18 protein-coding genes are annotated in these 19,201 nt (G+C 72.2%); 17 read left to right on the top strand and 1 reads right to left on the bottom strand.

The window, feature by feature from the left end; genetic code table 11:
• The first annotated feature begins 4 nt into the window (after positions 1-4).
• The 17 genes from CG747_RS13710 (at position 5) to CG747_RS50690 (ending at position 18,354) form a co-directional block, all read left to right on the top strand.
• A complete protein-coding gene (locus CG747_RS13710) occupies positions 5-1,348 on the top strand; it encodes a serine hydrolase (RefSeq protein WP_100601994.1) in 1,344 nt (447 codons plus the stop codon).
• A complete protein-coding gene (locus CG747_RS13715) occupies positions 1,345-2,631 on the top strand; it encodes an MFS transporter (RefSeq protein WP_100601995.1) in 1,287 nt (428 codons plus the stop codon). Before CG747_RS13710 ends, CG747_RS13715 begins: the two co-directional genes overlap by 4 nt.
• 235 nt (positions 2,632-2,866) lie before the next feature.
• Positions 2,867-4,081, top strand: coding sequence for an acyltransferase (locus CG747_RS13720; RefSeq protein WP_100601996.1), 1,215 nt, complete (start codon positions 2,867-2,869; stop codon positions 4,079-4,081).
• A gap of 273 nt (positions 4,082-4,354) precedes the next feature.
• A complete protein-coding gene (locus CG747_RS13725; RefSeq protein ID WP_100601997.1) occupies positions 4,355-5,563 on the top strand; it encodes an acyltransferase in 1,209 nt (402 codons plus the stop codon).
• A gap of 106 nt (positions 5,564-5,669) precedes the next feature.
• Positions 5,670-6,701: a guanitoxin biosynthesis L-enduracididine beta-hydroxylase GntD gene (gene gntD / locus CG747_RS13730; RefSeq protein ID WP_100601998.1), complete on the top strand. Its 1,032-nt coding sequence runs from the start codon at positions 5,670-5,672 to the stop codon at positions 6,699-6,701.
• Positions 6,702-6,890: 189 nt separating this feature from the next.
• On the top strand, positions 6,891-8,042 hold the full coding sequence (gene mppP, locus CG747_RS13735) for an enduracididine biosynthesis enzyme MppP (RefSeq protein ID WP_100601999.1): 1,152 nt from the start codon (positions 6,891-6,893) through the stop codon (positions 8,040-8,042).
• Positions 8,043-8,044: 2 nt separating this feature from the next.
• Positions 8,045-9,289, top strand: a complete 1,245-nt coding sequence (gene mppQ / locus CG747_RS13740; RefSeq protein ID WP_257980430.1) for an enduracididine biosynthesis enzyme MppQ — start codon at positions 8,045-8,047, stop codon at positions 9,287-9,289.
• On the top strand, positions 9,286-10,191 hold the full coding sequence (gene mppR / locus CG747_RS13745; protein WP_100602164.1) for an enduracididine biosynthesis enzyme MppR: 906 nt from the start codon (positions 9,286-9,288) through the stop codon (positions 10,189-10,191). Before mppQ ends, mppR begins: the two co-directional genes overlap by 4 nt.
• A gap of 19 nt (positions 10,192-10,210) precedes the next feature.
• On the top strand, positions 10,211-11,155 hold the full coding sequence (locus CG747_RS13750) for a helix-turn-helix transcriptional regulator (RefSeq protein ID WP_180985522.1): 945 nt from the start codon (positions 10,211-10,213) through the stop codon (positions 11,153-11,155).
• A 76-nt stretch (positions 11,156-11,231) separates the two neighbouring features.
• Positions 11,232-11,453, top strand: a complete 222-nt coding sequence (locus CG747_RS13755) for an MbtH family protein (RefSeq protein WP_100602002.1) — start codon at positions 11,232-11,234, stop codon at positions 11,451-11,453.
• Positions 11,454-11,541: 88 nt separating this feature from the next.
• On the top strand, positions 11,542-12,213 hold the full coding sequence (locus CG747_RS13760) for a response regulator transcription factor (protein ID WP_100602003.1): 672 nt from the start codon (positions 11,542-11,544) through the stop codon (positions 12,211-12,213).
• A 111-nt stretch (positions 12,214-12,324) separates the two neighbouring features.
• Positions 12,325-13,512 carry a sensor histidine kinase gene (locus CG747_RS13765; RefSeq protein ID WP_100602004.1) on the top strand — a complete coding sequence of 396 codons (1,188 nt, stop codon included), beginning with the start codon at positions 12,325-12,327 and terminating at the stop codon, positions 13,510-13,512.
• An 88-nt stretch (positions 13,513-13,600) separates the two neighbouring features.
• On the top strand, positions 13,601-13,996 hold the full coding sequence (locus tag CG747_RS13770) for a hypothetical protein (protein WP_100602005.1): 396 nt from the start codon (positions 13,601-13,603) through the stop codon (positions 13,994-13,996).
• Between the two features lie 2 nt (positions 13,997-13,998).
• Positions 13,999-14,919 (top strand): ABC transporter ATP-binding protein, encoded by a 921-nt coding sequence (locus CG747_RS13775; protein WP_100602006.1) that lies wholly within the window; start codon positions 13,999-14,001, stop codon positions 14,917-14,919.
• Between the two features lie 13 nt (positions 14,920-14,932).
• The gene (locus CG747_RS13780) at positions 14,933-16,531 is read left to right on the top strand and encodes an ABC transporter permease (protein ID WP_257980400.1); all 1,599 of its coding nucleotides are present in this window, start codon (positions 14,933-14,935) and stop codon (positions 16,529-16,531) included.
• Positions 16,532-16,656: 125 nt separating this feature from the next.
• Positions 16,657-16,890 carry a hypothetical protein gene (locus tag CG747_RS13785; RefSeq protein ID WP_100602008.1) on the top strand — a complete coding sequence of 78 codons (234 nt, stop codon included), beginning with the start codon at positions 16,657-16,659 and terminating at the stop codon, positions 16,888-16,890.
• 81 nt (positions 16,891-16,971) lie between these two features.
• Positions 16,972-18,354: an SGNH/GDSL hydrolase family protein gene (locus CG747_RS50690; RefSeq protein ID WP_100602009.1), complete on the top strand. Its 1,383-nt coding sequence runs from the start codon at positions 16,972-16,974 to the stop codon at positions 18,352-18,354.
• 61 nt (positions 18,355-18,415) lie between these two features.
• On the opposite strand, the gene CG747_RS13795 is transcribed toward CG747_RS50690, so the two are convergent.
• Positions 18,416-19,186, bottom strand: coding sequence for a S9 family peptidase (locus CG747_RS13795; RefSeq protein WP_100602010.1), 771 nt, complete (start codon positions 19,184-19,186; stop codon positions 18,416-18,418).
• Positions 19,187-19,201 lie beyond the last annotated feature (15 nt).

The following is a 19,201-nucleotide window of genomic DNA, read 5'->3' on the forward strand; positions in this document are numbered from 1 at the left end:
CCCCATGGACCCCGAGAGCCTCCACCACGACCTGGCCGAGCTGGCCGCCCACCACCGGGTGCCGGGGGCGCAGCTCGCCGTCCTGCACGGAGCGGACCGGCTCGTGGTGCACACCGGTGTGGCCGACACCGGCACCGGTGTGCCCGTGGAGCCGGGAACGGCCTTCCCGGTGGGGTCGCTGACCAAGCCGTTCAGCGCCGCCCTGGCGATGATCCTGGTGGCCGACGGGGACGTGGACCTCGACGAGCCGTTGGTCGGGCAGCTGCCGGAGTTCGGCGCGGGCCACCTGGTCACCCTCAGGCAACTGCTCAGCCACACCTCCGGCCTGCCCTCCGACGTTCCGGAGGGCACGGCCGGGGCCGGTGACCGTGCCCGGTGGGTGGCCCGGCACTGCCGGATGGCGGACCTCGCACACCCGCCCGGGACGGTCTTCTCGTACTCCAACGTCGGCTATGTCGTCGTGGGCCGGCTCATCGAGGCGGTGACCGGGATGACCTGGCAGGAGGCGGTCGGCGCGGTACTGCTCGAACCGCTGGGCATCCGGCCGGCGTTCGTCGCGGGTCCGGAGCGCACCGGCCGCCCGGTGGCCGCCGGGCATGCCGTCCAGGCGGCCCGCGGCCGGGTGCTGCCGATCGCCGAGCAGGACCTGCCCGAGGTGGAGCTGCCCAACGGCGGGCTGGCGCTGAGCGCCGAGGACCTGGTCTCCTTCGCCCGCCGGTACTTCGCGGGCTGCCCGGACCCCGCCCCGCTGGACCGGGCGACCGCCGACGACATGTGCTTCGACCAGCTCGCCTCGATCGCCGTCGGCCCGTACGGCATGGCGGACGGCTGGGGCCTGGGCTGGGCGCGGTACGACGACGACGCGGCGGACGGCTACGGCCATGACGGCACCGGCGACGGCACGCACTGCTCGCTGCGGTTCGACCCGTCCAACGGCAGTGCGGTGGCGCTGACCGCGAACGCCAACACGGGCGCGCGGCTGTGGGCGGACCTGGCGCCCCGGTTGCGGGCGCGCGGCCTGCCCGTCGGGGACCTGCCGGAGCCCGCGGCGCCCGCCGGGCCGGCTCCGGTGGCCGTCCCGGCCGGCTGCCCGGGCCGCTACGCCAACGGCGACACCGCGTTCGAGGTGTCGCACGGGGAGGACGGCGGGCTGCTGCTCGGCTTCGGCGGGGCGCCGCACGCGGAGCTGCTGTGCACTCCCGATCTGCGGTTCACCATGCGGGAGTTGGGCAGCGGCGCCTGCTCCCCGGGCCGGTTCCTCAGCGACCCGCTCACCGGGCGGATCGACTACCTCCAGATCACCGGGCGAGTGGCCGCCCGGGCCTGGGACGAGAGGGATCCGCGATGACCACCGCTCCCACGGACGACGTGGCGGTGCACCGCCGCCCGGCCGTCCCGCTGTCCCGCAACCGCGACTACAACGTCCTGTGGTCGAGCCAGCTGCTGTCCGAACTGGCCCTGGAGATGGCCGCGGTGGCCGTGCCGCTGCTGATCATCGCCCGGCACGGCTCCCCGGTGCAGCTCGGGCTGGCGTCCTCGGCGCTGGCCGCCGCGCACCTGGTCGCGGTGGTCCCGGCCGGGGTGCTCGCCGACCGCTGGGACCGCCGCCGGCTGATGCTGGGCTGCCAGCTGCTGCGGATGCTGGGGACGGCGAGCCTGGCCGGGGCGCTCCTGATGGGCCGGTACGCGTTCTGGCACATGCTGCTGGTCGTGGTGGCGGACGGTTTCCTCGGCTCGGTCTTCGACCCGGCCGAGCACGCCGCGCTGCCCCAGGTGGTGCCGCCCGGCCAGCTCTCCACGGCGGTGGCCCGCAACGCGGCCCGCCCCTATGTCGCCACCCTGGTCGGGCCGGCCGTCGCCGGTTTCCTGTTCGCGGCGCTGCCACCGGGACCGTTCCTGGCCAATGCGGTGATGTTCGCGCTGTCGTCGGCGGCACTGTGCTTCCTGCGACTGCCCCGCCGTCGGGCCGGCGGCGGGAAGGAGGGCGCGGGGGAGAGCGGCGACGGTCCGGCGGCCGGTGCGGACTTCGCGGCCGGGTTCCGCTGGGTGCTGGGACAGCCGGTGATCCGTACGACGATGGCCTGGATGCTGGTCACCAACCTGGTGTTCAGCGCGCTGCTGATCGTGCTGCTGGCGCTCTCCGGGGAGGACCGGGTCGGGCCGGGCGAGATGGGCCTGACGATGGCCTGCTTCGGTGTCGGCGGGGTGCTCGGCGGGCTCTTCGCCGCGCGGCTGCACGCCGCCGTCCGGCCGCCGGTGGTCCTCCTGGGCTTCGCCTGGACCGCGGCGGCGGCCACCGCCGTGATGGCGCTGGTGCCGGCCGGTCTGCCGCAAGGAGGGCTGCTCGGGGTCCTGGCCTTCCTGGCCCCGCTGGCCAACACCACGGTGTTGACGCATCAGTTGACGGTCACGCCGGACGCGCTGCGCGGCCGGATGAGCGGCGTTGCCGGGTTCTGCTCCGGGGGAGCGGGGGTCCTGGGCCCGGCGCTCGGCGGGGTGTTGACCGGGGTGGCCGGCGGGGGCGGCGCCGCCGTGCTGATCTGCGCCGGCTGTCTGTCGGCGGTCGCGCTCGCCGCGACCCTCAGCCCCACCCTGCGCCGGTTCCCCGCCCCGGTGCCGGCCGGGTCCTGACGACCTGGGCCCTGCCGTCGACCGTCCGGAAGCCGCGCCGGGGCCGTCGCGCACGGCCGTTTACCGGCCAACTTGACTCCACGGTAAAGAAGGTGGAACGCCCCTGGGGTTCCGACGATGCTCGGAGATCACCTCATGAGATGCCCGCGCGACCTCGGTGCAGGGGCCCGGGCCGGTTCGTGGCACCCGCCCCGGCCGCCTCGGCGTGCGCCGCGCGGCCAGGCAAGGGCCCCGCATGCAGACCACCCCGCACACGCCGAGCCAGGCACCGCCCTCGTCGGTGGACCCGCCACCCGGCAAGGCGCCGAACCCCAACCTGGGGTCCCTGACCGGGATACGGTTCCTGGCGCTGTTACCCGTCTTCCTCACCCACGCGGCCTTCGAGGGGGTGTTCAGCGACGCGAAGCTGAGCTGGGGGTTCCTCGACGGGATGGGGAGCATCGGCTACACGTCGGTGTCGTTCTTCTTCGTGCTGAGCGGTTTCGTGATCACGTGGTCGTTCCGGCCCACGGACACCGCGCGGAAGTTCTGGCGCCGGCGCCTCTTCCGGGTCTTCCCCAACCACCTCGTGGCCTATGTGTTCACGGTCGTGCTGATGCTCGCCGCGGGCTCCGCCTTCGACGCGTCGGGCATGGTCGCCCAGCTGTTCCTGTTGCAGGCGTGGGTACCCGATCCGCTGTTCATCGACACCGGGAACACCGTCACCTGGTCGCTCGGCGCGGACGTCGCGTTCTACGCGCTCTTCCCGCTGCTGCTGGCGGCGGTGCAGAAGATCAGGCCGAGCCGCCTGTGGTACTGGGCCGGTGCGCTGGTGCTCGTGGTGATCGCGCTGCCGACCCTCGCGCTGACCGTGCTGCCGGACAGCCCGGCGATGTCGGTGGGCGGAGTCTCCCGCAGCCAGTACTGGTTCACCTACTTCTTCCCGCTCTCCCGCGCCGTGGAGTGTGTGATCGGCATGGTGTTCGCGCGGATCGTGCTCAGCGGGAGGTGGATCCGCCTGCCGGTGACGGCCGCCGCGGCCCTGGTGGTCGTCGGGTACGTGACCGCCCAGCAACTGCCCTTCCTCTACCGGCCCAGCGCGGTGCCGGTGGTGCCGCTGGCGCTGCTGACCGCCTCGCTGGCGGTGGCGGACGCCGAGGGCCGCGGCACCTTCCTCGGCGGCCGGCGCATGGTGTGGCTCGGTGAACTCTCCTTCGCCTTCTACCTGGTGCACCAGCCGATCCTGGCGTACGGGCACGTGCTGATCAGTCCGCGGGACGCCGGGGGCGAGGTGGTGCCGCGCACCTGGGACGCCCCGGCCGGGATCACGCTGATCGTCGTGGCGTTCGCGGTGTCGATGGCGCTGGCCTGGCTGATGCACAACGGGGTCGAGAAGCCGGCGATGCGCCGCTGGTCCCGCCCCCGGCGCCGCGCTGCTCCGCCGGGGCCCGCCGGGGCCGCGGCGGCATAGCCGAGAGCGCCCGCGAAGTCACCGCGGGCAACGTCGACTCCGTGCGAGGCGCCGCAATTTAGCTACCAAGTGAAAGACATGGAGCGGGCGTCTGATCCTGGCCAAACTTCGGCTCAACGGGGGAGTGAGGCAGACCACTGCCAGAGGTCGGCATGCGCCGCGGAGGTCCGGTGCCGGCGACCGCACCCGGGTCATTCAACAGCAGACGGTGGTGCGGCCGCCGCGGGCACGCGACATCCGCACCGTCTGTCGCCCGTCCGGCGAGAGGTCCGCATGCAGACGAGTTCCGAGCCAAGTACCCAGCCGAGTACCGGGGCGGCGCAGTCCAGACCGAACCTCAGGTCGCTGACCGGTCTGCGCTTCCTGGCCACGCTGCCGGTGTTCCTCACCCACGCGGCTTTCGAGGGGGTGTTCAGCGACGCGAAGTTGAGCTGGGGGTTCCTCGACGGGATGGGGAGCATCGGCTACACGTCGGTGTCGTTCTTCTTCGTGCTGAGCGGTTTCGTGATCACGTGGTCGTTCCGGCCCACGGACACCGCGCGGAAGTTCTGGCGCCGGCGCCTCTTCCGGGTCTTCCCCAACCACCTCGTGGCCTACACGTTCGCCATGGTGCTGATCGTCTCGGTCGGGCTGAGCGTCGAGCTGCTGCCGTCGATCACCCAGGTCTTCCTCGTGCAGTCCTGGGTGGACGACCCGGCGTTCACCGACACCGGCAACAGCGTGAGTTGGTCGCTGGCGGTGGACGTGCTGTTCTACGCGCTCTTCCCGGCACTGCTGGTGCTGGTGAACAAGATCAAGCCAGGCCGGCTGTGGCTCTGGGCGGCCGGTGCGGTCCTCTGCGTGGTCGCGGTCCCGACGATCGCGCTGACCGCGCTGCCGGACACCCCGAAGATGCCGCTCGGCGGGGTCTCGGTCACCCAGTACTGGTTCACCTACTTCTTCCCGGCCTTCCGGATGCTGGAGTGCGTGCTCGGCATGCTGATGGCGCGGATCGTGCTCACCGGCAAGTGGATACGCCTGCCGGTGCTGCCGGCCGCGCTGCTGCTGGTGGTCGCGTACTGGATCGGCCAGCATCTGCCCTACCTCTTCCGGCTGAGCGCGATGACGGTGGTGCCGGTGGCACTGCTGACCGCCGCGCTGGCGGCGGCGGACTCCGGAGGCCGCGGCACCTTCCTGGGCAGCAAGGCCATGGTCTGGCTCGGCGATCTCTCCTTCGCCTTCTACCTGCTGCACAACCTGGTGCTCAAGTACGGCCACCTCCTGCTCGGCAGCTCCGAGCAGGACGGCGAACTGGTGGGCCGTACGTGGGGCACGCCCCTGGGGATCACACTGATCGCCGCCGCCTTCGCGGTGTCCCTGCTGCTCGCCTGGCTGCTGCACAACGGCGTGGAGAAGCCGGTGATGCGCCGCTGGTCCCGGGCCAGGACGACTCCTGTGAAGGGTGTGACCGGTGGGTTCCATGTCAAGGACGGGGCAATTTAGCTAACGAGTAAATGTCATGGAACATTCGCTCGAAAAGGTAAAAGATTTCCACTGACCGGCCGTTCGGTACCGGATTCAACCCGTCCGGTGCCCTATCTGGGGGGACGTGCACGTGCTCACGCACCATCTGCAGGATGACGACGTCGCAGCGATCGGCGCTGCGGCCGACGAACTCAGCCGGCGCTACGACACCGTGGAGTCCGCGGAGTTCCAGGCCGAGAGCCGCCTCCACGCGGACGAGCTGCCGCGGCGGCTGCGCCAGGCGCTGCACACGTACCGCAGCACCGAGAAGTCCGGCATCCTCGTCGTCACCGGACTGCCCGTGGACGACGCCGCGCTGGGACCGACACCGGCCGAACGCCGGCACAAGCCGGTGCCGTCCTCCTCCCTCCGCCAGGACATCGCCTTCTACCTGATCGCCAATCTGCTCGGCGAGCCCATCGGATGGGCCACCCAGCAGGACGGCCTGATCATGCACGACATCTACCCCCTCCAGGGCTTCGAGCACGAACAGATCGGCTGGGGCAGCGAGGAGACCCTCACCTGGCACACCGAGGACGCCTTCCACCCGCTGCGCACCGACTACCTCGGCCTGATGTGCCTGCGCAATCCGGACGGCGTCGAGACCACCGCCTGCGACATCGCCGACGTCCGGCTCGACGCCGCGACCCGGGAGATCCTCGCGCAGGAACGCTTCCGGATCCTGCCGGACGACGCGCACCGCATCTCCGGGCGGGCACCGGCGGACGCCGGCCCGCGGGAGACCGCCCTCCGCACGAGCAGCCGGCAGCGCGTCGACGCCGCCCTGGAGTCGCCCGACCCGGTCGCCGTGCTCTTCGGCGACCCCGACGACCCCTACCTGCGGATCGACCCGCACTACATGCAGGGCGTCCAGGGCGCGGCCGAACAGCAGGCGCTGGACACCATCGGCGCCGCGATCGACGACGCCATGTCCGGTGTCGTGCTCACCCCCGGTGACATCGTCTTCATCGACAACTACCGCGTCGTCCACGGACGCAAGCCGTTCCGCGCCCGCTTCGACGGCACGGACCGCTGGCTGCGCCGCCTCAACGTCGCCCGCGACCTGCGCACGTCGCGAGGGGCGCGGCTGGCCGCGCACACCCGCGTCATCTACTGAGCCGCCACCGCTGCCGCGGTACGGCCGCGCGGTGGCGCCGGCTGACCTCCGGCCGCCGCCACCCGCATCACATCGCGTCGTGCGCACGGCATCGCCCGGGAGGGCTCCCGCCCGGCGACGGCCGCCGCCGACCCCGTCATCCCGCAACCGGGAACACCCACGTCTATGCGAGGTACACCTGTGTCCGGAATGCAGCAAGCACACGCCGCTCGGGGGAACTCCGAAGGTGCTACCGGAAACCTCACCCAACTGGAATTCCTGGCGCTGAACAGCGAGTTCAACCTCGCCGACGGCCACGCCCGGCAGTCGCTCACGGCCGGCCAGAACCAGATCGTCGCCGAGCTGCCGCTGCTCTTCGCCGAGGGCGAGAAGCGCCCCGTCGAGGAGCTGGAACGCGAGGCGCACGCCGCCTTCTTCACCGCGCTCGGCCAGCACAGCTACCCCACCGCCCCCGGCCGGGTGCTCAGCTGCTACTCCTCGTCGGTGGCCATGGAGATCCTCTCCCGCGCGCTGGCCGAGACCACCGAATCGGTGGCCCTGGTCCACCCGACCTTCGACAACATCGCCGACCTGCTGCGCGGCAACGGCCTGAAGCTGGTGCCGCTGGCCGAGGACCCGCTGCACGGCGACGACCTCCACACCGACCTGCTCGCCTCCGTGGGTTGCGTCTTCGTCACCACCCCGAACAACCCCACCGGCCGGGTCGTCTCCAAGGAGCGGCTCACCCGGCTCGCCGAGCAGTGCGCCGCCCACGGCGTGGTCCTCGCGCTGGACACCTCCTTCCGCGGCTTCGACACCCGGGCCCACTACGACCACTACGAGGTGCTCCAGGCCAGCGGCGTGCGCTGGGTGGTCATCGAGGACACCGGCAAGCTCTGGCCGACCCTGGACCTGAAGGTCGGCATGCTGGTCCACTCCGAGAACCTCGCGCTGCCCGTGGAGAAGATCTACTCCGACATCCTGCTCGGCGTCTCCCCGCTGATCCTCGCCATGGTCCGGCGCTTCTCCGAGGACGCGGCCAACGGCGGCCTCGCCGACCTGCACCGCTTCATCGCGAGCCATCGCGCCATGGTGCGCGAGGAGTTGGCCGGCCTGCCCGGCGTCACCGTCCCGGACCCCGACAGCCGCGCCAGCGTCGAGCGGATCGGCATCGAGGACCTCACGGGCACACAGGTATGGGAACGCCTGCGGGCGCACAACGTCTACGCCCTGCCGTGCCGCGCGTTCCACTGGGCCGACCCGACCCAGGGCGACCACACCCTGCGGCTCGCCCTGGCCCGGGCGACGGACCCGCTGACCCAGTCCGTGCGCGCGCTGCGCCACGTCCTGCAACAGCGTTGACGGTGCATCCCGCCGCGGCCGTGCCGCCGCCCGACCCGGCGCCTGCGCTGTCGCACGCCCGACGGTGGCGGACCGGCGTCGTGCAGGAGGCCGCCCCGGACGGCGTAGTCGATCTGGGGCCCGGCTACATCGAGCCCGCGCTGCTGCCGGTGTCCCTCCTCCGGGACGCGTACGCGCAGGCGCTGGCGGAGTACGGCGCGGCGGCGCTGGGCTACGGCCACAATCCGGGCGCGGAGCCGCTGCGCGCCCTGCTGGCCGCCCGCGCCGCCGCGGCGGACGACCGGCCCTGCGCCCCCGAACAGGTCGTGCTGACGTCCGGCACCTCCCAGGCCCTGTACCTGCTCGCGACGTCCCTGGCGGCCCCCGGCGACACGGTGCTGACCGAGCAGCTCAGTTACGACCTGGGCCGGCAGATCTTCCGGGACTGCGCACTGCGGGTCGACCCGGTCGCCACGGACGAGTCGGGGATGGTGCCCGAGGCGCTGGACCGGGCCCTGGCACAGGCGGCGTCCGCGGGCACGCGAACGGCCTTCGTCTACCTCACCCCCACCCACCACAACCCCACGGGCCGCACCATGCCGCCGGAGCGCCGCCGCCGGCTGCTGTCGGTGGCCGCCCGCCACGACGTACTGATCGTGGAGGACGACGCCTACGCGGAACTGCCGCTGACCGACGACCACACCCCGCCGCCGTCGCTGGCCGCCCTGGCCGGCTACCGCGGTGTGGTGCGGCTGTGCAGCTTCTCCAAGACCCTCGGCCCGGGGCTCCGCCTGGGCTGGCTGCTCGCGGACCGGGCAGTGGCCGACCGGCTGGTGTCGCACGGCCTGTTCGCCAGCGGCGGCTCCTTGAACCACACCACCTCCCTCGCCGTGGGTACCCTGCTGGCAAGCGGCGCCTACGACCGTCATCTGGCCTCGTTCCGGGGGCAGTTGAGGGACCGCAGGGATGCCCTCGTGGGCGCCCTGCGCGAAGCGGCGGGGGAGCGGCCGGAATTCCGGGTGCCCCAGGGAGGCTTCTTCCTGTGGCTGCGTTTCGGGCCCGGATCGGACGAGTCCGCGTTGCTCGCCGGCGCAGCCCGGGCCGGCGTCGGCGTCGCCGCCGGCTCGCGCTTCGGCACCACGCAGGAGGGCGCCGTCCGACTGGCGTTCAGCTACCACCCGCCCGCTGTGCTGAAACAGGCCGCACAGCGCCTGACCACCGCATGGGCCGGCAGCATGCCGCGGCCCCGGATCGGAGTGCGATCGTGACGACCGGCATCGGCACCAACGGCAGGCCCACGGCGGCCGGTTCGGGCAACGGCGGTCCCGTCGGCTACAGCCTGCCGCTCTCGCCGACCGGCGAGTCGGCGATGCTCACCCCCCCGCCGTGGCACTTCTCCGGCGAGGTCGTCATGGTCGAGTACCGCGTCGATCCGGACGCCGCGCGGCGCTTCCTGCCGCCGGGGCTGGAACCGGGCGCCGACCCGGGCGCCGCGGCGGCGGTGTTCGCGACCTGGCAGTGGTGCTCGCAGGACGGGGCGGAGCTGGCCGAACCCGGCCGGTGCCAGTTCGGGGAGTTCCTGATCCTGCTCGGCTGCGAGTTCGAGGGCCGCCCCATGGCCCGCTGCCCGTACGCGTGGGTGGACCAGGCCGTGCCGATGATGCGCGGCTGGGTGCAGGGCATGCCCAAGCAGTTCGGCGTGATCCACCAGAGCCGGCCGGTCACGGTCGGCCGGGCGGGCTCGCGGCTGGCGCCCGGCGGGCGGTTCGACGGCGCGCTCTCCGTCCACGGACGGCGGGTCGTCGAGGCCACGGTCACCGTGGAACGGCAGACCGACCGGCGGCCGGTGTTGCACGACGTCCCCCTGGCCCACACCCTGATGTTCCCGGAGTGGGTCCCCACAGCCGCCGGGCCGCGGGCGCGGCTGGTCGCCTCCGAGGTCGGCGACGTCGAGTTCTCCCCGATCTGGACCGGATCGGGCGACCTCGCGTTCTTCGACGGTCCGGGAGGTGACTTCGAGACGCTCACACCATTGGAGGTAGGGAACGGCCACGTGTTCTCGTACGGAGAGACCCTGCACGGCGGCCGGCTGCTCGACGACTACTCACGTGCGAACGACAGCAGTGATGACAACGGGGGAGCAAGTGCTGAGGATCCACTTCACAGTTGAAGACCTGTCCCAAACACGGATGTTATCGACCCTGGGGCCGCTCGCGGAGAGCGCCTTCGCGCTCTACCTGTTCGGCCGTAACGGCGACGTCGCCTTCCACGAGTGGCGACGCACCGTCCGCGCCGAACTGGGCAGGGACGCGGCGCGGTTCACCGCCCTGTCCCAGCAGTTCCGCACGCTGGAGGAGATACCGGGCGCCTTCTGCGACGCCTTCACGTCCGGCGCCGATCCCGACCAGATCACACCGGGCGAGGAGCGCGGCACCCGGCTGCTGGCCGACCTGTGCCGGGTGGCCGTGCTGCCCCACTGGAGCCTGATCCGCGGCCATCTCGACGGCGCGCGGGAGTCCTGGGGCAGGGTGGTCATCGCGCACGGCGTGGAGCGGCTGCTGAGTTCGCTGCACCCGAAGGTCCGCTGGCGCGCGCCGGTGCTGGAGGTGCGCAACGGTCCGCACCGCGATGTCCAACTGGACGGCCGCGGGCTGCAGTTGTGCCCGTCGTTCTTCCTGTCCGAGCAGTCCTGCGCCTTCGTCCCGGCCGTCGGCAAGGACGCCGTGCCGGTGCTGGTCTTCCCCGTGAAGATGTCGTCGCGGGGCGACATCTGGGGCACGCCCGAACACGACGAGCAGGCGCTGGGCGCACTGGTCGGCCACACCAGGGCAGCCGCCCTCGAAGCGCTCAGGGAGGGCTGCTCCACGGGCGAGCTGGCCGAACGACTGGGCATCTCGCTGGCCGGCGCCAGCAAGCACGCGGCGGTGCTCCGCAGGTCCGGGCTGGTGACCACCTCCCGCAACCGCAACACCGCGCTGCACGCCCTCACTCCGTTGGGCACCGCCCTGCTGCGCCACAGCGGCACCGACCGCCTCCCGGTCCGGTCCCCCTTCCCGATACCCTTCCCCGCGCAGCGCGTGCGGTCGCTGCCGCTCAAGCCCGTCGGCCCCGGCGCCAACCGGGAAGTCGTCTGACCTCCCCGGCGGCGGCCCCGTCCCTCGGGGGCCGCCGCCGGGGCTATTCGGACCCCGAACAGGAGAGGACACATCAGTGGGCGCAAACCCCTTCGACGACCCGGACGGCCGCTTCCTGGTGCTGGTCAACGACGAGGGCCAGCATTCGCTCTGGCCGGCCTTCGCCGAGGTGCCCGAGGGCTGGACGGTGGCCCTCGCGGAGACCGACCGCCAGTCGGCCCTCGACCACATCACCGCGCAGTGGACCGACATGCGGCCCCGCAGCCTGGTGAAGTCCATGGAGGCAACGGCGACCTGACCGGACGGGGCGGGCGGCGGCCGCGGCCGGGCATGTCCCGGGGAAAGGCGGCCCCCGTCCCTCCCGCCGTACGGCAGAATCCCCGCTTGTGACTATTCGTTTATTGATCGCCGACGACCAGGAGATGGTCCGCCGGGGAATGCGCCGCATCGTGGAGAGCCAGTCCGACATGGAGGTGGTCGGCGAGGCCGCGAACGGCGTGGACGCGGTGGAACTGGGCCGCACGCTCGCCCCGGACGTCGCGTTGGTGGACATCCGGATGCCGCGGATGGACGGCCTGGAGGTGACCCGCCGGCTGGCCGATCCCGCCTTCCCCCATCCCGTCCGGGTCGTCATCGTGACCACGTTCGATCTCGACGAATACGTCTATCCCGCGCTGCGCTTCGGCGCCTCGGGCTTCGTCCTCAAGCGCTCGGGGCCGGTGCTGCTGGTCGAGGCGGTCCGCGCGGCGATGGCCGGGGACAGCCTGATCAGCCCGCAGATCACGGCGCGGCTGCTGCAGCACGTCACCGGCGCGGCGCCCGGCCGCCGCCCCCGGAAGCAGCGCGACACGGCACTGACCGGGCGCGAGGCGGAGATCGCCGGGAAGGTCGCCGAGGGCAAGTCCAATGCCGACATCGCCCGCGAGCTGTTCATCTCGGCGGGCACGGTCAAGACGCATGTCGCCAGCATCCAGCGCAAACTCAACGTGCGGAACCGGGTCGGGATCGCGGTGCGGTCCTGGGAACTGGGCTATGCCACCGGGGAGATGCCCGGCTGACGCTCCCCGGCGCCGGGCCGGGCGCCGGAATATCTGCCGTACGGCAGATGCCGCACAGTCCGTTCCGTGCTCACCGCCGTCCGCACCCGGGAAGGTGCGTAGCCTCGCCCCATGGATGACGAATCTCTTCCTCCCCGGCAGCGGCAGCGGCAACGGCGCCGCCGGTGGGCCGGGTTCGCGGCGTGCGCGATGCTCGTCCCCGCCCTCGTGTCGCCCCCGGGCGCCGCTCCGCTGGCGGTCGTGGCCGCGCTGACGCTGGCCGTGGCGCTCCTGGTCTGGCCGATCGGCCGGATCTCGCTGGACCAGGCGGCGGGCGGGGCGGCGCTGCTCTCCCTCGCCGTCGACGCCGCCTACTTCGGGCCGCCCGGCCTGGTGATCCTGTGGTACCCGTTCGAAACAGTCGCACTGCTCGTCCTCCTGGAACGGGTGGTGCGCCATGTACCGAGCCCCCGGGTGGCCTTCGTCGCCCCGCTGACCGGTGCCGCCGCGGTGCTGCTGCCGCTGCGGTTCACCCTGCACGCGCCCACCACGGGTCTGAAGGAGTCGGTCGCCGCGGCCCTGTTCTCCCTGTTCCCGGTCGCCGTCGCCTCGGGCGTCGGGCTGTATCTGCGGTCCCTGGACAACCGCCGGGTGCACGCCGTGGCCCTGGCCCGGCGCGAGCAGCGCCTGGAGGTCGCCCGCGATCTGCACGACTTCGTCGCCCACGAGGTGACCGGCATCGTCCTGGAGGCCCAGGCGGCGCAGCTCAGCGACGTCGTGGACCTGGAGGAGTACCGGGCCCTGCTGCAGCGCATCGAGCAGTCCGGGCTGCGGGCCCTGGACTCGATGGACCAGACGGTGGCCGCGCTGCGGGAGGCGGAGAACCGCAAGTGGGGCGAGCCGCCGCCCACCCGGCTCCACGGCCTGGCCGACCTGCCCGAGCTGGTCGGCCGCTTCTCCTCGATGGCCGCCGCCGAGGTGGCGCTGTCGCTGGAGGACGACGTGGCCGGCATCCTCTCGCAGGAGGCCGAGGACACCGCCTACCGCGTGGCGCTGGAGGCCCTGACCAACGTACGGCGGCACGCGCCGCAGGCCGGCCGGGTCGAGGTGTTCGCCGGCCGTACCGCCGACCGGGCGGTGGAGGTCTCGGTCGCCGACGACGCGGGCCCCGCGGCACCCGCCGGCACCCGGCAGGGCGGCGGCACCGGCCTGGCCGGCCTGGACGAGCGGGTCAGCGCCCTCGGCGGCACGTTGCAGGCGGGCCCGCACGGCCCCGGGTGGCGGGTCCAGTGCCTGCTGCCGGCGCCCGCGGTTCGCTGAGCCGATATCTGCCGATCGGCAGATGTGGCGGCGGCGGGGAAACGGGATGCTCTCACCAGTGCCCAGCCCCGTAACCCTGGAGGAACCGATGTTCGCAAGCCCCCGTGCCAAGCGGCCCGCCACATTCGTCGCCGCGGCGGTGGCCGTCGTCGCCGCCGTCGGTCTCACCGGCTGCTCGGTGGACGCCTCCAAGGTGAAGCCCGCGTCGAAGACCTTCGAGTACTCCGGCAAGTCCCTCAACATCACCACGCATGAGGTCGCCACCAAGATCGTCGCTGCCGACCGCAAGGACATCAAGGTCACCCGCTGGTTCGACTCCGCCGCGGGCACCGAGCACCTCAAGTGGGTCCTCAAGGGCCACACCCTCGACATCGACGCCGGCTGCAGCGGCATCGCCATCTGCGACGCCAAGTTCCAGGTCGAGGTCCCCAAGGGCATCACGGTGTCCAAGGACGGCGAGCAGACCCTGAGCGGGAAGAACTGACCGTGCTCGACCTCATCGACATCACCAAGGTCTACAAGGGCGGCAAACACGCCGTCGACAATCTGACGCTGCGTCTGGAGCCGGGAATGGTGGGCCTGCTGGGGCCCAACGGCGCCGGCAAGTCGTCCCTGATGCGGATCGCCGCCACGGTCACCCGGCCCACCAGCGGGACGGTCCACTTCCACGGCGAGGACGTGGTGTCCCGCCCCAACGCGCTGCGCCGGGCGCTCGGCTACCTCCCGCAGGACTTCGGGGTCTACCCGAACCTGACCTCCCGTGAGTTCCTCCGGTACATGGCCGCGGCCAAGGGCGTCTCGGCCCGGACCGCCAAGGCCCGCATCGACGAGCTGCTGGAGCTGGTCAACCTCACCGAGGCGGTCAAGCGGCCGCTGGGCAAGTACTCCGGCGGCATGCTGCGCCGGGTCGGCATCGCCCAGGTGCTGCTCGCCGACCCCCAGGTGATCATCGTGGACGAGCCCACCGCCGGCCTCGACCCCGAGGAGCGGGTCCGGTTCCGCAACCTGCTCAGCGACCTGGCGGCCGACAAGGTCGTGATGCTCTCCACCCACATCGTCTCCGACGTCGAATCGGTGGCCTCCGACATCGCGGTGATGGCCGGCGGCCGGCTGCAGCGCCGCGGCACGCCCGAGGACCTGCTGCGCTCGGTGGCCGGCCAGGTCTGGGAGGTGCTGGTCGACCCCTCCACCGTTCCGGCGGTGCAGGCGCGGTACACCGTCAGCCGCCTGGTACGGACCACCGAAGGCGTCCGGATCCGGCTGCTGTCCAACGAACGGCCCTATGAGGGCGCCGTCCAGCTGACGCCCGACCTGGAGGACGCCTACCTCGGCATCATCCGGTCCGCCGACGGCGGCCGGCCCGCCCGCGGCTTCGGCGAACGGCATCTGCCGGCAGGGGCGGTGTGACGCAGTGCTGCACATGCTCACCGGTCTCGCGATGGCCGACTTCCGCGACCGGATCCGCCGTCCCGCGTACCTCGTGGTGCTGGCCGCGGCCGTCGCCCTGGGGTACGTGGCGGTGCCGGAATCGGACGCCAAATGGATGATCATGCAGGTCGGTGATCACCGAGGGATCTACAACAGCGCCTATGTCGGCATGGTGACGGCACTGGCCGCCGGTCTGTGGATCACCCTCGGCGGCTTCTACATCGTCCGCAACTCCCTCGCCCGCGACAGCAGCACCCGCGTCGGGCAGCTGCTCGCCGCCACCCCGATGCGCACCTCCGCGTACATGGCCGGCAAGTTCCTCAGCAATCTGCTGCTGCTGACCTCCATGCTCGGGGTGCTCGCGCTCACCGCCCTGGTCATGCAGCTGGCCCGCGGCGAGTCCCGGGACATCGATCCGGTCGCCCTGTGGCAGCCGTTCGTCCTGATCGCGCTTCCCCTGGTCGCGCTGACCGCCGCGTTCGCCCTGCTCTTCGAGTCGCTGCCGGTGCTGCGCACGGGTCTCGGCAACATCCTGTGGTTCTGTGCCTGGCTGGTCGTCTCCACCGCCGGACAGGGTCCCGGGCTGCCGCTCGACGGTATCGGCGTCAACAGTGTCGTCCGGTCGATGTACACCGACATGGTCGCCCAGCACATCGACGTCACCGGGGCGTTCAGCCTCGGCCTGACCTACCTGGACAAGCCGCTGGGGCTGTTCACCTGGCACGGTTTCACCCCCACCGCCGGCTATGTCCTCGGCCGGGTGGCGCTGCTGCTGATCGCCGCCCTCATCGCCCTGCTCCCGGCGCTGTGGTTCGGCCGCTTCGACCCCGCGCGCAGCCTCCGGTTCCTGGCCGCCGGCCGGCCGACGCAGGACCCGGCCGACGACATCGTCCAGCCGGTCTTCATCGACGAGGTCGGGCCCGCCGCCGCGTCCCGGCGCACGGTCGGCAGCGTGCTGCGCACCCGTCCGGAACCGGGCGCGATGACCCTGCGGCTGTGGGCCGGCGAGGTCCGCATCCTGCTGCAGGGCGTGCGCTGGTGGTGGTGGCTCGGCGCCGCCTTCCTGATCATCTGCGGGCTCAGCGCCCCGACCCTCCACGGCATCACCCGCGTGATGCTGCCGCTGGCCTGGATCTGGCCGGTCCTGATCTGGTCCCGGCTGGGCACCCAGCGCCACGAGCACGGTGTCGAGGGCATGCTCGCCGCCTACCCCGCGGTACGCCGCCGGGTGCTGGCCGAGTGGGCGGCGGGCCTGACCGTCACCGTCGTGGCCGGTATCGGCCCCCTCATCCGCGTGATCGCGGCCGGGGACTGGCTCGCCCTGGCGGGCTGGTTCGGCGGTGCCCTGTTCATCCCGTCACTGGCCATGGCCCTGGGCTCGCTCAGCCGCACCCACCGCCTCTTCCAGGCGGTCTACGTACCGCTCTGGTACTCCGTCGCCAACGGCCTGCCGATCTTCGACTTCATGGGCGCGCTGCGCGACAGCAGCGAACTGGCCACCGTGCAACCGCCGATGACCGTCATGGTGGCCGCGGCCCTGATGGCCGTCGTCTTCATGACCACCGTGCTGCGTCGCTTCAGCCGCGACTGATCCCTCCTGCCCGGTCGGCACCGCCGCGTCGGATGCCGGCCGGCCGGAGCGCGCCGCATCCGGACCCCTGGAACACGTACCGCACGCGCGAGTGGCCACCGAGTCCCCAAGCGAGGAGAGAGTCCATGCCCGACCCCGCCCGCACGCAGCACAGTCACTCCGGCCAAGCCGTTCCCGGCGCCGACCCCACCCGCCCCGCCGACCCGCCGCAGGCCGAGGCCCGGATCGCGGAACTGGAGAACGAGGTCGACGAACTGCGCAGCGCCAACGTGATCCTCTTATCGGTCGCCACCTACTTCAGCAACGGCCAAGTCCCGCCCGACAGCGTGGCGATACCGGTTCCACCCGCCGAGAGCTGACCACCCGTCAGCTGCTCGGCGGATACGCAACGGGGGTGATGTCCGCACACGAACCGAACCGACCACACCCAAGGAGCTTCGATGCGACGGTGGCGCCGACACCTCAGCGCGCCCGACCCTGCCCGCCGGCACCCGCACCGCGGCGTCCGCCCACTGCCCGCGGCGGCCGTCAGCGTGCTGGCCACCGCCCTGGCCGTGGCGCTGACCGGCGCCTGTTCCCCCGCCACCCCGGCTCTGCGGACGGAGGGGGCCCCGCCCCCCGCCCCCCGCACCCCCCAGTGGACGGCTTCCTGGGGAGCCGCGATGCAGCAGGCGACGGACGACACGGACAACGCCGACAGCGCGGACGGCACGGACAACTGGTCCCGGGAGGGATTCCGGGACGAGACCCTGCGCCAGGTGATCCGGCTGAGCGTGGGCGGCCCCTCACTCCGGCTCCGCTTCTCCAACGCGTACGGCACCCGGCCGCTGCACCTCGCCGGCGCCACGGTGGCCAGGTCCGACGGAGCCGCCAAGGCGCGCCCCGACACCCTCCGCACCCTCACCTTCGACCATGCCCGCTCCGTCACCGTGCCCACCGGTCGCAGCACCGTCACCGACCCGGTGGCCCTGCCCACCGCCAACCTGGAGAAGCTCACGGTCACCCTGCGCTTCACCACCCCCACCGGCCCGGCCACCATGCACCGCTTCACCACGGCCACCACCTACCGCGCCCCCGGCGACCGGTCGCACAGCCTCGCCACCGACGCGTTCGACCAACGGGCCTCGCACGCCTGGTACTACCTGACCGCCGCCGAGGTGGGCGGGACCACGGCCGGTTCGCCCTCGTCCCTCATGGTCTTCGGCGACTCCCTCATGGACGGCGTCGGAACGAGCCCCGGCACCGACGACCGCTTCTCCGACAAGCTCGTCGAACGCCTCATCGCCACCGGCCGCCCCAAGGGCCTCACCAACGCCGGACTGGCCGGCGACCAACTGCTCCACGATTCCCCCTGCTTCGGCGAGAAGGGCACCGACCGCTTCGTCAGGGAGCTGCAGAGCCGCGCCCGGCTGCGCACCGTCTTCGTCCACCTCGGCGCCAACGACCTCTCGCTGCTCCGCGACGGCGACGCCTGCGGCAGAGACCGCGCGCCGGCGACCGCCCGCCGGCTCATCGACGGGCACCGCGCCCTCATCCGGGAGGCGCACGCCCGTGGCATCAAGGCCATCGGGGTGACGATCCCCCCGCTCACCGGCGCGGTCTTCCCGTTCATCACCCCGGCCGGTGACACGGTTCGCCGGCAGCTCAACGACTGGATCCGCACCAGTCACAGCTACGACGGCGTGCTCGACGCCGACCGGGCCCTGACCGACCCCCAGCACCCCGACCGCATCCGCCCCGGCTATGTCTCCCAGGACGGCCTTCACCCCAGCGACGCCGGCTACCTCGCCATGGCCTCCGCCGTCGACCTTTCCACGCTCTGATCCCCCCCAGTCAGCCCCGGCCAGGAGTCCCCCGTCCCTGGCCGGGGCGCACCCCACACACCTATCCGAGCCGTGACCCGTGGATGTACTGGTCGGCCCAGGCACTGATGATGTGGGCGGCTCGCTGTGCCTGTCCCCGTGCGGTCAGGAGATGGTCCGCTCCTTCGAGCGAGACGAAGCTTCGCGGGTGCCGTGCCTCGCGGAAGATCTCCCCGGCGTTGTCGATGTCGACGGTCTGGTCGGTGGGCGAATGCAGGACGAGCAGCGGCCGGTTCAACTCCCGTATCCGGTCGCGCAGATGAGCACGGCGGACGTCCTCGACGAAGGCGCGCTTGAGGACCAGGGTCCGCCCGCCGACGAACCACTCGTGCGAACCTTCGCTGAGCACGCGATCCATGACCGCGTCGTACTGCCGCTCGACGTGACTGGGCTCGACCGGCGCCCCGATCGTGGCGAGCGCGCGGACGCCGGGTGCGTCGACCGCTGCGGCGATGGCGGCGGCGCCTCCCCACGAGTGCCCCACCAGCAGGTCTGCCGGAGTCCCTCGCTCCGCCATCAGGGCTGCCGCACGGACCGTGTCCTGGACCTTGACGGTGAAGGAACCGTCCCCCCAGTCGCCGTCGGAGTCCCCGATCCCGAGGTTGTCGAAGCGCAGCATGCCGATCCCCTCGCGCGCCAGCTGCTTGCTGACACGCGAGGCGGCCGGCGAGTCCTTGCCGAGCGTGAATCCGTGCACGAAGATCCCCCAGCCTCGGATCTCGCCTTCTGGCAGGTCGATCGATCCGGCCAGTTCGGGGCCGACGACGCTCTGGAATCTCACTTTTTCGGGCATGTTGCGCTCACCTGG

The organism is Streptomyces sp. CB02959 (genome assembly GCF_002803155.1).
In the GTDB taxonomy this organism is placed as follows: domain Bacteria; phylum Actinomycetota; class Actinomycetes; order Streptomycetales; family Streptomycetaceae; genus Streptomyces.